The organism is Psychrobacter sp. PP-21 (assembly GCF_033790785.1).
Taxonomy (GTDB): Bacteria; Pseudomonadota; Gammaproteobacteria; order Pseudomonadales; family Moraxellaceae; genus Psychrobacter.
Window position 1 is genome coordinate 661043 of the sequence record NZ_JAMYEB010000001.1, and the last position, 15051, is coordinate 676093.

The 15051-nt window shown below is 44.6% G+C and carries 14 protein-coding genes; 8 read left to right on the forward strand and 6 right to left on the reverse strand.

Annotation, left to right across the window (positions count from 1 at the left end; genetic code table 11):
• Window positions 1-50: 50 nt before the first annotated feature.
• Window positions 51-983, reverse strand: a complete 933-nt coding sequence (locus NJD71_RS02715) for a DMT family transporter (protein ID WP_319050384.1) — start codon at window positions 981-983, stop codon at window positions 51-53.
• A 480-nt stretch (window positions 984-1463) separates the two neighbouring features.
• Between NJD71_RS02715 and NJD71_RS02720 the strand changes: the two genes are divergently transcribed.
• Window positions 1464-2426, forward strand: a complete 963-nt coding sequence (locus NJD71_RS02720) for a WG repeat-containing protein (RefSeq protein ID WP_319050385.1) — start codon at window positions 1464-1466, stop codon at window positions 2424-2426.
• A gap of 118 nt (window positions 2427-2544) precedes the next feature.
• On the opposite strand, the gene NJD71_RS02725 is transcribed toward NJD71_RS02720, so the two are convergent.
• Together NJD71_RS02725 and NJD71_RS02730 are read right to left on the reverse strand one after the other, a co-directional pair.
• On the reverse strand, window positions 2545-3594 hold the full coding sequence (locus NJD71_RS02725; protein ID WP_319050386.1) for an alpha/beta fold hydrolase: 1050 nt from the start codon (window positions 3592-3594) through the stop codon (window positions 2545-2547).
• Between the two features lie 27 nt (window positions 3595-3621).
• The gene (locus tag NJD71_RS02730; RefSeq protein WP_057759803.1) at window positions 3622-3786 is read right to left on the reverse strand and encodes a rubredoxin; all 165 of its coding nucleotides are present in this window, start codon (window positions 3784-3786) and stop codon (window positions 3622-3624) included.
• 423 nt (window positions 3787-4209) lie between these two features.
• Between NJD71_RS02730 and NJD71_RS02735 the strand changes: the two genes are divergently transcribed.
• The gene (locus NJD71_RS02735) at window positions 4210-4725 is read left to right on the forward strand and encodes an adenine phosphoribosyltransferase (RefSeq protein WP_319050444.1); all 516 of its coding nucleotides are present in this window, start codon (window positions 4210-4212) and stop codon (window positions 4723-4725) included.
• 104 nt (window positions 4726-4829) lie between these two features.
• Here NJD71_RS02735 and NJD71_RS02740 read toward each other — a convergent pair whose 3' ends face one another.
• Window positions 4830-5282 carry a surface-adhesin E family protein gene (locus tag NJD71_RS02740; protein WP_319050387.1) on the reverse strand — a complete coding sequence of 151 codons (453 nt, stop codon included), beginning with the start codon at window positions 5280-5282 and terminating at the stop codon, window positions 4830-4832.
• Between the two features lie 105 nt (window positions 5283-5387).
• Window positions 5388-6329: a transaldolase gene (locus NJD71_RS02745; protein WP_319050388.1), complete on the reverse strand. Its 942-nt coding sequence runs from the start codon at window positions 6327-6329 to the stop codon at window positions 5388-5390.
• A 534-nt stretch (window positions 6330-6863) separates the two neighbouring features.
• On the opposite strand from NJD71_RS02745, the gene pheA reads away from it, so the two are divergent.
• The 6 genes from pheA (at window position 6864) to NJD71_RS02775 (ending at window position 13925) form a co-directional block, all read left to right on the forward strand.
• Complete coding sequence (gene pheA / locus NJD71_RS02750; protein WP_319050389.1) at window positions 6864-8036, forward strand: prephenate dehydratase; 1173 nt, start codon at window positions 6864-6866, stop codon at window positions 8034-8036.
• A 92-nt stretch (window positions 8037-8128) separates the two neighbouring features.
• Window positions 8129-9271 carry a histidinol-phosphate transaminase gene (gene hisC / locus NJD71_RS02755; protein WP_319050390.1) on the forward strand — a complete coding sequence of 381 codons (1143 nt, stop codon included), beginning with the start codon at window positions 8129-8131 and terminating at the stop codon, window positions 9269-9271.
• A gap of 165 nt (window positions 9272-9436) precedes the next feature.
• On the forward strand, window positions 9437-11725 hold the full coding sequence (locus NJD71_RS02760; RefSeq protein WP_319050391.1) for a bifunctional prephenate dehydrogenase/3-phosphoshikimate 1-carboxyvinyltransferase: 2289 nt from the start codon (window positions 9437-9439) through the stop codon (window positions 11723-11725).
• A 225-nt stretch (window positions 11726-11950) separates the two neighbouring features.
• Window positions 11951-12886, forward strand: coding sequence for an EamA family transporter RarD (gene rarD / locus NJD71_RS02765; protein ID WP_319050392.1), 936 nt, complete (start codon window positions 11951-11953; stop codon window positions 12884-12886).
• Window positions 12887-12958: 72 nt separating this feature from the next.
• Window positions 12959-13384: a dihydroneopterin aldolase gene (gene folB / locus NJD71_RS02770; protein ID WP_319050393.1), complete on the forward strand. Its 426-nt coding sequence runs from the start codon at window positions 12959-12961 to the stop codon at window positions 13382-13384.
• Window positions 13335-13925, forward strand: a complete 591-nt coding sequence (locus NJD71_RS02775) for a 2-amino-4-hydroxy-6-hydroxymethyldihydropteridine diphosphokinase (protein ID WP_319050394.1) — start codon at window positions 13335-13337, stop codon at window positions 13923-13925. Before folB ends, NJD71_RS02775 begins: the two co-directional genes overlap by 50 nt.
• A 143-nt stretch (window positions 13926-14068) precedes the next feature.
• Here the strand turns inward: NJD71_RS02775 and cysE are convergent, their stop codons facing one another.
• Window positions 14069-14986, reverse strand: a complete 918-nt coding sequence (cysE, locus tag NJD71_RS02780) for a serine O-acetyltransferase (protein WP_319050395.1) — start codon at window positions 14984-14986, stop codon at window positions 14069-14071.
• Between the last annotated feature and the right edge of the window lie 65 nt (window positions 14987-15051).

Below are 15051 nucleotides of genomic sequence, written 5' to 3' on the forward strand. Positions count from 1 at the left end.
TAGTGTGGGCGCTTTTTATTGGCTGACCGCATTCAGTCAAAAACGCAGTTTTACTTATAGTCCCGCTTATAAAATTTTGAGAAAAACCCATAACGACGTAGTGCACGAGGCTTGGGTTTCAGTGATCCTAAATAAATGGCAAACATAGTCAATAAGGCGCCGCCCCATTGTAAGCTATTGATGGGTTTGTCCAGCCAACTGTAATCAATCACGAGAGCGGCGATAGGTTCAGTCAATAGTAATAATCCAGTCAGTGCCAGAGACAGCTTCGGAATCGAGTAGGCAATCAGACCCCATGCCAAGCACTGCATCACTGTACCGTAGACAAGTATCCAGCCAATCTCAGACCATGTATTGGGCAATATATGACCGGTATCAAAGACGAACATCGGTATAATCATCGCTAAAACACCGCCAATACTGATCAGCTGCATCAGCATAAAGATTGGTACAGGCTCGGTATCGTGTGTCTTACGAATAAAGGTCATTGATGCGGCCAGCATCGCACCTGAGACAATACCGGTGACAAAGCCCCAAGTGGCAGCAGTATTATGCGCAAACTCAGGACTGCCTATCATGGCCACGCCCAACATCGCCAAAAACAAACTGATGATCTGTACGATAGATTGACGTTCATTGAAATATAAGAACCCGATTGCCGCCAAGAAAAAGATCTGTAAGCTGTTGAGTAGGGTCGAGATACCAGGGCCAACGGCATAGATACTCTCGTGCCAAAGAGCCAAATCTAATCCCAAAAAGGCACCTGACAATAAACCATAAAAAATAGCACGCCTTGACTGAGGTATTCGTTGTCCCATTACTTTGGCTAAGATGGCAAATACGACACCTGATATGGCCAGTCGCCAAAACGACATCGCCCAGCCACCGATATCGACATGAGCGACAATCAGGCTGCCCAAACCAAAAATAATACAACCAATAACCAAGCCAATAGGGGCGGCGCGTGAAGAAGCAATTGCCATAAATCGTCCTTATATTATTATTTTAGTCGGCACATATGTCGGTTGACCAAAGGCATATTGTCGTGGTTTTAGGCGAGAAATGAAATGGTAAAACCAAAATTTATTTTAGTTTTAGAAAGATTACTACGATAGGTAGTGAAAGTGCTTAAATAAAGGGCAGATACAAAGTCAGACATTCACGAGCATTAATTTCCAAAAGTTCAAGTTTTTAAGAATTTATAAACTATTTGAGAGTTTATGCGCTATGTGGCGGTGTTGATATTTATACAACAGCGCTTATATAATCGAGTCACATCCTTACAGGAATGGCGTTGGCGTGCACATGACTATTTGTTAGTCTAATGCCTTATGATGTGGCTAGCGCTCAATGTGCTATACCAAACACTCTATACTATTTGCCTAGGTTTGCTCATGCTCCGACATTTTTTGTCAAATATACCGTCAAATGTAATTTCTAAATCTTCCCTAAGAGTATCGCAGTTGAGCGTTGCTATTGGTGTTCTCTCTAGTGCTGTACTTTTGATACCAAGCGCACAAGCAGCCAGCTGTAAGCTTCCCAAAAGCTACTACAAAAATGTCTCCTGTACGGCTAGTAGTCGTTACTTTTTAGCAGAGAAAGACTTTGGTGCACCAGTGGCTTTGATTGATAGCAAGGGTAAAAGAGTTGTCGACTTATCACGCTATCAAAAAGTTGATGCCAATAAGATATCAGGCGGTCTACTGCCTGTACTACGCAACAGCCATGTCGGTTATCTCAATATGCAGGGCCGTGAGGTCGTACCGGTAATGTATGATATGATCCAAGGAAGTCAGGGGTGGGCGCGACCAGTATCCGATGGGCGTATCGTGGTAAAAAAGGACGGCAACTATGGCGTTATTGACACGTCCAACAGTACCGTTGTCTCGTTTTCAGCCGCAATCGATGAGATCGATGACTATCGTAATGGTGTGACGCGCGTTCGCAAAAACAGCACAACCAGCTGGCTAGATAAAAACGGTAATACGACTAATAATTCAAACGCACGGCGTAGCAGTCAGACGACTAAACAACCGAACACGTCTAGCAATACTAACGTATCATCGTCACAATCAGAGCGACCCAAACCTACGCGCTTTACAACGTTGCAACCCCGACAGCAAGATGGAAAGTGGGGTTTTGTAGATGACAGCGGCGTTACGATGATCACTTATTCATTCGATGAAGCCCGAGCATTTTCTGAGCAATTAGCTGGTGTACGTATTGGTGATGAGTGGGGGTTTGTTAATCTTGGCGGTGAGCTGGTCATTCCCTTTCGCTTTACGAGTGATGAGGTATTGGCTAATGATAGCTACAAAGGCAAGCCATCATTTTTATTCACAGATGGCAAGGCATGGATTGGTAACCTGAAAAATGGCAATAAGATGTGCATTGATAAAGAAGGTACTGCCATCAGCTGTGAGTAGAGTAGCGCCGTGCCTATATAGATAGGCAAAGAAAGAGTGTAAACCCTATCAGTGATTGATAAGGTTTACACTCTTTTTCACAACAGCTAGTCGTCAGCTCTTTATCATAGATAAATGATTATTTATCTGATAAATGATTGCTGATCAAATCGACCATATAAGGCTGATAGTACTCCGGAATATCATGCGCCATGCCTTCGATCAGATGAAACGTAGCATTAGGAATGGTTTTGGCGACTACTCGGCCTTGTGATGCAGGTAATAGCCCATCAGCACTACCGTGCAGTACGATAGTCGGTGCTTTGACTTGCTTACTGAAGCGACTGATAGAGCCTGATGCCAAGATCGCGTTGAGCTGCTGTACAGTACCAAGGGGATGAAAGTTGCGTTGATAGCGAATTTTAGCGATTTCGCGGACCATACGCACATTGACATGACCGGGCGTGCCAACTGTCTTCATAAACCAAACACTATGGCGTACGATATCACGCTCAGAGTGGCTCTCTGGGCGATTGATGAGCGTATATAGCTGCTTGGGCTTTGGCGGTTTTAAAAAAGCACGATTGGTTGTGGTGAACATCAGTGCCATACGCTGAACCAAACTTGGATAACGCGCGGCCACAATTTGTGCAATCATACCGCCCATAGAGGCCCCAAGCAGGTGCGTTCTACCGAGTTTTAGAACTTTAATCAGACGTGCGGTATCCTCTGCCATATCAGTCAGGTTATAGGCAACCTGAGTGCTCTTATTTGACAGCCCCGTTTGTAGGCGCATCATCATTTTGAGCTGGCTAATACGGGGCAGACCATCGATCTGAACTTTAGAGGACAGGCCAATATCACGATTATCAAAACGAATCACAAAAAAACCAGCATCAATAAAGCGTTTGATAAAATTATCTGGCCAAAATACCATCTGCGATCCCAACCCCATAATCATTAACAAAGGTGGGTTGTTGGGGTTGCCGCCAGCTTCGATACATAGCTCAATACCATCACCAATATCAATCATCGCTTGGTAGAGGTGTTTGCTAAGATCGGAGTCTCGCCATTGGTGATCCCCAAACTTTTGCCACTCAGGCGCTGGATAAAAATCTGGCGTATTGTCTAGATCTGTGTCTGAAGTTTCACGCAATTTGGCACTATTGATGTCATCTGATTTTGTCATGAAGTGTCCTAATTAGAGGGTCGTCTATTACAGCTCAAGCATCTCAAAATCAAGCTTGCCGACACCGCACTCAGGGCACGTCCAGTCATCAGGGATATCTTCCCATTTGGTACCAGGTGCAATACCTTCTTCAGGGCAGCCAAGCGCTTCATCATATATCCAGCCGCAGACAATACATTCATAACGTTTCATAAATAGTCCTATCGATCATTACTAGTGTTATAGTGCGTCATAAACACTCATGTGTAGCATCACAGCCATCATATTAGACTGCAAAAACGCACGTAGTTTAGCATATAACCGTTATTTTCATAGTTAAGTTTACACTTGTATATTGAGATGACTTGCCTTTTATCAAGGCTAGCATATGCTCTATTTTGCTGCGATGTAATACAATCTAAGGCGTCAGTCCGCAATACGAAAGCTAGTTATGCTATAATAATCGCCGCTAAATTCACAGAGTCACCCGTTATTGAACGCCAATATACGATTAACCAATCAGTATAGAAGCCATACCCATTCATCATTCAAACCAGATAAATACATAAGTTAAGGGTTAACATGAGTATTAATGCCGCCGCCGCATCTGCCACTACCGAAAATGAGACGACTACCATGCTCAACACTGACCATCCGTTTTGGCAGATTATTCGCACAGTACCAGACTTTCCAAAACCTGGCATTGATTTTTATGATATTACCCCGTTACTGCGCAGTCATGTTGATGCTGTCATCGATGCACTACTTGATGCGTTACCAGAAGGTTTGATGGATGAAGTGGACTGTTTAGGCGCTGTTGAGGCACGCGGTTTTGTATTTGCCAGTATGTTGGCAGGCCGTTTGGGTAAAGGTATGATCTTGCTCCGTAAACCAGGCAAGCTGCCACCACCTGTTGCCAATAAGGCATACGCGCTTGAGTACGGTAAAGATACGCTTGAGATGCAAAACAATCTGCCACCTGAGCGTGTACTATTGGTCGATGATATTTTGGCGACTGGTGGTACGCTGACGACAGCGTATGAGCTGTGTCAATCAGCGAAGCATACGGTAGTAGGTGCATTGGTATTATTAGATTTAGTAGATCTGCATGGCGCGTTTCCAGTCCCCGTCTATACGGTACTAAAAGCCTAAAACCAATACTAACAGACCAAGATCAATCGCAAGTCGTTGCTGTCAGCCACAAAAAAGCGCCCTGAAAATAATCAGGGCGCTTTTTTTATGATTGGTCTAATATATTATGCTTCATCTTGTTCGTAGCTTTTGCAAGCGCGTTCAACCAGTGTGCGTCCGACTGTCTTTGGTGTCGTGACTTTAAAGTCTTTGGTGGTCAGTATGGGTTTTTCTGATTGCCATGACTTGATGACCTTATTGTCAGCGCCATAATTGACATAAGCTCTTTTGTAGTAACTGGCGTCTTTGCAAGAAATCAGGAGCTGCTGGTCACTATGGTGAATAGTTTTTTCTTTCACTGTATCTTTTTCTTTTTGCTTAGGATAGGTTCTTAGCATAGAGACAGTGATATTTTCGACCTCTTTTTCATCAATGATCTTGATGTCAGAGCTCTCAATAGAGTCCAAATCTAAACTAAAAACCGATCCAGAGCCGCTCTTGGACACTTCTACCCAATTGGCTGCATGGGCGCTAAACGCCAAAGCACTGCCTGCCAATAACATTGATAGCCGTTTCATACTTAAGCCTTGCTTCTTGTTATCTGAAGTCGCTCATGATAGCCAACTTACTGTGGGCAGGCAAATATCTTTTGTGTGACACCAGTGTGAATCTTGTCTCTTTTATTACCCACGGATTGCAGTTAGTGCTTTGGCAAGCTCATCACGTGCACCAATGAAGCCATCGATACCTTTAGGTAATAAGTCTTGTGTGACTTTATCTTTTTGGTAGGCGGCGCTAAATTCCTCATGGGTTAAGCTGACTTGGGTCATTGCTTGTACGTCCATTGACATACTAGGCGATAGCTGGCGTGTCACCTCAGTGTCCATGGTTGCTAGCTCATCAATGAGATTGGGCGCAATGGTTAACAAATCACAGCCTGCTAATGCCAAAATTTGCTCAGTCGAACGGAAGCTGGCGCCCATTACTTGCGTCTGGTAACCATGCTGTTTGTAGTATTGATAGATGAGCTTGACTGATTGTACGCCCATGTCATCAGAAGCGGGTACGTTTTGACGGTTCTGTTGGCGTTTTTGCCAGTCTAAGATACGTCCTACAAAAGGCGAGATCAGGGTCACGCCAGCATCTGCACAAGCGATAGCCTGATGTTGTCCAAATAACAGAGTCAAATTACAGTGAATACCTTGGGTCTCAAGATAGCGTGCTGCTTCAATGCCTTGCCACGTTGCTGCCATTTTTATCAAGACTCGCTCTGAGTTGACGCCAGCTTTTTGATACGCGTCCATAAAGGCGAGGGCTTTATCTATAGTTGCCCCAGTATCATAAGACAAACGTGCATCAACTTCGGTTGAAACCCGTCCTTCAATCAGCTCTAAAATATCACAGCCCACTTGAATGGTCAGTGCATCAATCACGGCATCAACGTCACCATTATGACGGCTCATCGTCTCTGATAGCATGCCTTGATTGTCAGGGTGAACCATAGCCTTGGTAATTAGACTTGGATTGGTGGTCGCATCGATAGGTTTTAAACGTGCAATGGCCGAAAGGTCACCAGTATCAGCAACAATGGTAGTCATGGTGCGTAGCTGTTGTAATGCGCTCATCAGGTATCCTTTTTTTTAGTAATGATGTGATGCTCCTCTTATATATAGCAGGGTAGGGAGCTGAACTGAAACTGTAACACAGTTTTGAGCATGTGTTTGCCCAGAGTTGTGCTGTGCGACGCTGTTATGTGCCTTAACTGTGCTAATATTAATGGCTATTGGTGTATTTATGCGCATTTACGAATGGGCACTGACTCAAGTTTTTGTTATAGTAGAGCCGTCTATATGTCGAGCATCTGTATTTGATGATGCATATAGTATCAGCAGCAAATGACGCTAATGCGTAACTGACTTTGGAATGACTCCATCATGGCGCTATACACAAATAACATTGTATATAATCATCGATATGTAAAGACAATCAAAGCGCCTAATAGTCAAAGCACCTGACAGTTAAAATATTTAATTGCTAGGCACCTAATAATTGAGGCGCTTAGCAATTAAAGTATATAAAAGACAGTAAGATTAAGCAGTATTGACACCTAAACAATAGCAATACCTAACAGTGATAAAATCTAAAAAGGATGGGCGGTAATGAGCGAGCAGTCACCAGATCAAAATATGGACAATTTAAATCAAACCACCGCAGGCGCTAGCGATACCGCAACTGAAAAAGAGTTTTTAGACAATATTCGCCAAAATATTGATGCAGTTGACTGCGAGATCCAAACACTCATCAATAACCGCGCCAAGCTGGCTCAGCAAGTCGCTACAGTAAAGAAAAATCATATTGCCACTGATGATACCAGTAACCCCATCTTTTATCGTCCTGAGCGCGAAGCACAAGTGCTAAAAGCAGTAATGGAGCGTAATACCGGTCCTATCGCTGACGAAAAAATGGCACGTTTGTTCCGTGAAATTATGTCAGTTTGCTTAGATTTAGAAGCACCGCAGCGTATTGCCTTTTTGGGACCAGTCGGTACCTTTACGCATGCCGCCGCGCTCAAGCATTTTGGTAAGGCCGCAGATACCGTGCCTATGACGACGATTACTGATGTGTTCCGTGAAGTTGAAGCGGGTACTGCGATGTATGGCGTGGTCCCTGTCGAAAACTCTTCAGAAGGGGTGGTCAATCATACCTTAGATGGATTCTTATCTTCTACCCTAAAGATTATTGGTGAAGTTGAGCTACCGATTCATCAAAACTTCTTAGTTGCTGAACACACCAAAATTGATGGCTTGAGCCGCATTTACTCACATCAGCAATCGCTTGCCCAGTGTCGCCATTGGCTAGATGTGAACTTCCCCAATGTTGAGCGCGTTGCCGTATCGAGCAATGGTGAAGCCGCCCGCCGTCTAAAAAACGAGTGGCATTCAGCAGCGATTGCAGGTGATGTGGCAGCGGCAGAGTATGACCTGCACAAGCTTTACTCAAACATCGAAGACAACCCAAGCAATACCACGCGCTTCCTAATTATCGGTCATGAAGCCATCGCGCCATCTGGTCAAGATAAAACCTCTATCGTTGTGTCAGCGCACGACAAAGCGGGTGCGCTTATCGAGATATTAAAGCCCTTGTCCTATCATGGCGTATCGATGACCAGTATTGAGACTCGTCCTGAGCGTCCTAACAAATGGGCGTATGTGTTCTTCATTGATATGAATGGTCATATCAATGATCCAAATGTCAGTGCGGCTATCAATGACATTCGCCCATTGGTGAAAGATTTGCGCATATTAGGCTCGTATCCAAAAGCAGTTCTATAAAATATTTAGGAACCACTTATTGTTATGAACATACAATAAGTGGGTATTGTATTTTAAAGGCAGCATTTAGAGACAACATCTAGGGATGAACCATGCAAGATTCTCAATCGACATCGTCAGATTTATTACCACTTGTGCCTGCTTACGACAGTATTCTGGCATTAACACCCTATCAAATAGGTAAGCCGATTGAGGAGTTGACCCGCGAGTATGGTGTTTCAGATGTGGTCAAGCTGGCTAGCAATGAGAACCCAATGGGGTGCTCGCCGCGTGTGACCCTAGCAGTGACTGAGCAATTGGGTCAATTGGCACGATATCCTGATGGTAATGGCTATTACCTAAAGCAAGCTTTGGCTGACTTTAATGATGTCAATGCTGATCAGATTACGCTTGGTAATGGCTCTGACGACTTGCTTGATATCTTGGCGCGTAGTTTTGTTGGCACTGATGACGCTATCGTCTATAGCCAGTATGCTTTTGTAGTGTATTCAATGTTAGCGAAAATGCAAGGCGCTATGGATATTGAAGTGCCTGCCCAGCGTTTTGGTCATGATCTAAAAGCTATGAGCCAAGCGGTTCAGGATAATCCTAATACCAAAATTGTTTTTATTGCCAACCCTAATAATCCAACGGGTACTCAGCTAGAGCAAAAGGCGCTGCGTCAATTTGTTGCCAGTGTGCCACCCTCAGTACTGATCGTATTGGATGAAGCTTATATCGAATACAGTCCTGAGAGTAATAACCGCGCACTATTAGATGAGTTTGATAATGTGGTTATCGTCCGTACGTTTTCTAAAGCTTATGGACTAGCAGGGTTGCGCGTGGGTTATGCCCTAAGCTCAGTCGCTGTTGCGCACTTATTAAACCGTATTCGTCAACCGTTCAATGTCAGCCGCGTAGGTCTAGCAGCAGCAGCAGCGGCACTTGCTGATCAAGACTTTATCGAAGAGACTCGCGTGATGAACGACGAGCAAATGCGCTGGTTAGAAAAGCAGTTTGATGCGTTAGGTCTGGGTTTTGTGAAGTCGCATGCCAATTTTATTATGGTTGAGGTAAAAGTTGAGATGGAAGATATAACCGCTGATTCCATTCATCAAGCACTACTTGAGCAAGGTGTCATCGTCCGTCCATTGGCAGCTTATGGTCTCCCTAACTGGCTACGCATTACGGTAGGTTTGGCTGAAGACAATCTGCGTTTGATAGATACGCTGCGCTCTATATTGACCGAAGATTAAGCTGCTTGATAGATGGTTTTAACCAAATAATATGATAATGAGTCATTAAATTTTATAACGCTAGGGTATGCTTTATCTAAGTTTATCTTAGCGTGTTCAACGAGAAAAGCTGTGAGTTATCAGAAAAAAAATAATATCCAACCATCTTTGAATATACCCCGACCTATGTTTAAACAAGTCTGTGTGATCGGACTTGGGCTTATTGGCGCCAGCTTTGCGCAAGCCATCAAAGATAATAATCTAAGCGAGCGTTTGGTAGCAGTGGATAGACATACGCCAAGTATTGCTGAGGCTGTTGAGCACGGTTTACTGGATGCAGGTAGCGCCACCCTTCTAGACGTTGTTCGCGGCAGTGGCTTGATTATCATTGCCGTGCCAGTACAGGCGGTACAAGCAGTATTTGTCGATATCAAGCAAGCAATGGATAAAGGGCAGCTTGCTACCGATTGCATCATAACGGATGTTTGTAGTACCAAAGTCAATATCATTGAGGCTGCAAAAGTCGTGTTTGGTTCTTTGCCAGTAGGGTTGGTGCCTGCGCATCCGATTGCTGGGGCTGAAAACTCAGGGTATCATGCCAGACGCGCCAGCTTGTTTGTCAACCATAGCGTCATTGTCTGCGAACTACCGACTACCAATACAAAGTCAATCGCAAGATTACGTCTATTGTGGGAAGCAGTAGGTGCAAATGTGATGTCTATGCCAGCTGATCACCATGATCGTATACTGGCGCATACCAGTCATTTGCCGCATTTGCTTGCCTTTAACTTGGTTGAGCAGTTGGCGAGCCATGATGACAATTTAGATATGTTTCGCTATGCCGCCGGCGGCTTTCGCGACTTTAGCCGTATCGCTGCCAGCGACCCTAAAATGTGGCATGATATATTTTTTGCCAATCAGAGCGCCATTGTGAGCGCTCTTGATGAGTATGGTGTCTATCTGCAAACCATGCGCCAGCTCATCATTGATCAAGATTCAACCGCCCTGATGGGACTTTTGGGCCGTGCGCAAGCCGCACGGCGACATTTTGGCCATATGTTAGCCAGCACCCCTTATACGGATACTTCTGCCATGTCAGCTTCTTATAATATTACTCCTAGCAACACTGTCTCTGGCACCATTGCGATCCCTGGTGATAAATCCATCTCGCATCGCAGCATCATGCTTGGTAGTCTTGCCACAGGCGTGACCAATGTGACCGGATTTTTGGAAGGAGAGGATGCCCTTGCAACGCTACAAGCATTCCGTGACATGGGCGTCACTATCGAAGGTCCTGACAATGGAAACTTGATTATCCATGGTGTCGGTATGAATGGTTTAAAGCCAAGCAAAACCCCACTATATATGGGCAATTCAGGCACCAGTATGCGCCTGCTATCTGGTATTTTAGCGGCGCAATCGTTTGATAGTGTGTTGACGGGTGATACCAGTCTAAACAAACGCCCGATGGAACGTGTGGCAGCACCGCTACGATCTATGGGAGCTGTGATTCAGAGTACTGGGCACAGTGGCACCGCACCGCTCAGTATCACTGGTCGCGATACCGCTGGTAAGCCATTGCAAGGTACTGAATATGATATGCCAGTTGCTTCAGCGCAGGTCAAGTCTTGCCTGCTGCTAGCAGGATTATGGGCAGAGGGCACAACAACCGTTACGCAGCCTGAAATCAGCCGTGACCATACCGAGCGTATGTTATCGGCTTTTGGTTATCCTGTGACTGTAGAAGGCAATCGTATCAGTGTCACTGGCGGCGGTACGCTAACTGGCGGTGATATTGCGGTTCCTGCTGATATTTCTTCTGCGGCATTTTTTATGGTGGCTGCTGCTATCAGTCAAAATAGCGAACTGACACTGACACAAGTCGGTATTAATCCGACACGTACAGGTATTATCGATATTCTAAAATTAATGAATGCAGATATTAGCCTAAGCAATGAGACCCACGTTGGCGGTGAGCCAGTGGCTGATATTACCATTCGCAGCTCAAACTTGGTCGGTATCGACATACCAGAGCATCTCGTACCACTAGCAATTGATGAGTTCCCTGTACTGTTTGTCGCGGCTAGCTGTGCGCAAGGGCGTACAGTATTGACTGGAGCTAAAGAGCTACGCGTCAAGGAGTCAGACCGTATTGCCGTAATGGCAGAAGGCTTACAGACGCTTGGCATCGATTGTACTGTCACTGACGATGGGCTGATTATTGAAGGCAAAGGCACTGCTACTGAGAACGGCGATATAAATAATAGCCAGCCTGTCTTTGGTGGTGGTCACATTGTCTCGCATCATGATCACCGTATTGCGATGAGTTTCTCTGTTGCTAGTCTGCGTGCATCCAAGCAAATTACCATTGAGGGAGTTGAGACAGTTAATACCAGCTTCCCAGGATTTGCGACGCTTGCCAACCAAATCGGTATGTCTATTGACGTTGATCAAATGGATACTGGTGCCCAATAGATCATAAAATGCCAGTTAGTGTCATCTTCTTGATTGACAACACAGCGCATCAATAAAAATTTAGTATTACATCGTTAGCAATGTACTCATGTCACTACTGGCATGAGTACATTGCTTTTTACCTTATAATCTCACTGTAGTAACCCTGCGCTTTCACCATGATGTCGATAATAATAATCAAAACTAGGTGAGGGCGCGCTTTGCTCTAAAAAGTTGTCCTATATTATGACTACCCAAAATGTCATCAAAAAACCTGTTGCTCCCATTACTACTACCAGGCGCGGTATTATCACAGCGCTTATTGCGTTTTTTATCTGGGGCGGATTTCCGTTATACTTCAAAAAACTATCTGATTATGATGCGACTGAGATCATTGGGCATCGTATTGTTTGGACGTTTTGCTGCCTACTAATTGTGTTAGTGGCTACCAAACGCTGGGGGTGGATTGAGACACTCAAAAAGAACCCAAGATGGATTGCACTATCGTTAGTATCTGGTTTGATTATCGCCACCAACTGGCTCACCTATGTCTGGGCGGTCAATCATGACCGTATCCTTGAGGCCAGTTTGGGATATTTTATTGGACCGTTGGTAGGCGTCGCATTATCAATGATATTGTTCAAAGAGCGCTTGCGTCCTTTGCAGTGGGTTGCTATTGGGTTTGCATTATTTTCCGTCATCATCCAAGTAGTAATGATTGGCAGTCTACCGTGGATATCGTTGATTTTGGCATTTAGCTTTAGCACTTATGGCACTATTCAACGGCAAACGCCATTGACCGCTGTCGATGCTATGTTTGTTGAGACGGCGATGCTGGTACCGTTATGCCTGTGGTGGTTTTGGCAGTCTGACGTGGTTAGTCACCAGCTAAGCTTTTGGTTTAGCTCAAATATTTGGCTGCTTATGATTGCAGGTCCGATCACTCTGATACCGCTGCTATTGTTTAATAAGTCTACCAAGCTTGTCGCGTATAGTATCTTGAGCTTTATGAATTATCTGACGCCGACGTTTATCTTCTTCTTAGCGGTATTTTATTATAAAGAACCGTTTGATTTACATCGTTTAGCAGTATTTGGGCTGATTTGGTTAGGTCTGCTATTATTTAGCATCGATCTATGGCGACATCGTCCAAGTAAAGTGTTAAAGGCGGCGCGCTTATGAGAAGAAGCTCTACAATAGTTTTGGATAAAAGATTCATCACTCAAATAAAAATTCGCAAATAAGGATAGACGTATGTTCCATACCCAGTCTGATGTCGTATTTATAAAGGGTCTAAAAGTTGAAGCCGTGATTGGCGTTTTTGACTGGGAGCGTGCAATCACCCAGCCGTTGCTCATTGATATCGCACTTGAGACTGATATTAGCGCTGCTGCACTGTCAGATGATGTGAGTGATGCACTCAGCTATAAAGAAGTGTGCGATGATGTGAGCGAGTGGTGCAAAGAGATACAAGCAAAGCTGCTTGAGCATTTGGCGGGACAGATCTCTGATAAGCTATTTGCAAAATATGACTGTCAAAAGATAACATTGAGCATTGCTAAACCGACGGCTATCACTCAAGCCGACGCGGTCGGGGTGCAAATAACACGCTATGCACCAGCGTCAAGCAATGAGCCAGTTACTACAGACGCTGATGACAGCCAAGCCGATGATGCATAAAACGTCGATGGATTCGGATTTAGAAACGCTAACACAAGGCGCATCTGAGACTCTGCAAGCACAGCTTGTGTTAGAGGTAGTGTTAGCGCTTGGGAGTAACTATCAAGCTGACAAGTATCTTCCGCTCGTTCGAAATAGCTTAGCTGCGCTAGGTGACATTCGTTTATCTACGGCTTTTCAAAATCCTGATTTTACCGCAAGCTTGGAACAACCAAAGCCTGACTATACCAATCAGTGTGTTTACCTAGCACTGACCACACCAATGAGTCTACATCATTTACAGCAAACTTTTAAAACGCTTGAAGGGAATTGTAATAGATGTCGGCAGACTAAGCCGAATCAAGTACGGCGAGTGACAATGGACATTGATATTCTGATGATTAAAATGGCTGGCAAAGAAAATAGCCTAAGCAAATATTCGACATTTAAATCAATATCTGATTGGATAGTAATGGCAGATCGTTATCCGTTTAAAGCGCATGAGGAAGCAGGGGTCGAAGAATTGGCAATAGCCAATCTATCGTTTCCAATATTGTTTTGAAAAACAGTAATTGTTGATAGGCAAACTACTGGCAATCGAGTTTGCAGAGGGTGATTTGATAAAAATATTATGGCGCCTACATTCCAATGCCCTGTAAGCGCCATAATATCGTCAATTTTGAACGTTAAGTCTGAACACTTCTACTATTTTTTCTCGGTTCCTGCTTCTGCTTCGTTAATATCAACACGACCAATCACATCTAAGTCTTCTAGACACAGCTTGTCATACTCTTTTTTGCAAAAATTGGGATCAATATCGCACATCGCTGACTGTAGTTGATCGAGGCGATTTTCTGACTGTTGGATGTGTTCAAGCATTTTAGCAAAAGCTTCCGCAACAGGGTCTTGTGAATAGGGGTCGATACCATAAGCGCGGAAGGTATTGGTACGTTTTGCGGTAGGGGTGGTGTTAGTTGTTTGATCTTCGCTGCTGTCACCTGCTTTCGCAACTTTCTCTTGCTGCTTGGCATCTTGTACCTTAGTCGTGAGCGGGTTGCCTTTTTCATCGTGATAATCTGAGATCATACGAGCCGCACTGCCGACCATCGTTGCACCTGCTGGCACCGGTTTAACTACCACTGCATTTGAGCCAATTTTGGCATTTTTACCGACCGTAAATGGCCCCAAAACTTTTGCACCAGCACCAACGGTCACGCCATCTTCTAGCGTTGGATGTCGCTTGCCATTGTTCCAAGATACTCCGCCTAGAGTGACACCGTGGTATAAGGTCACATCGTTCCCAATCTCAGCGGTCTCACCGATAACGACACCGACACCGTGATCGATAAAAAAGCGCTTACCAATCTTGGCAGCAGGGTGAATCTCGATACCGGTAATAATACGTGAGCCATAAGAGATAACACGAGCCGCCAGTTTCTGTTCATTATTCCACAGACAGTGCGCACCGCGATGCAATATCAGCGCATGAATACCAGGGTAGGTCAAAATAACCTCCAAGCTATTACGTGCTGCAGGATCACGGGTAAATACTGCTTCAACATCTTCTTTTAGATCTTTTTTGATGCTGGCAAGTGTTTTGAACAATTTGGCTGGCACTGACATAAAGCGTCCTATCTATTTGTCTATAGAGCACCGCTGCTAACATAGCAGGGTCTCTCATCTGTGGT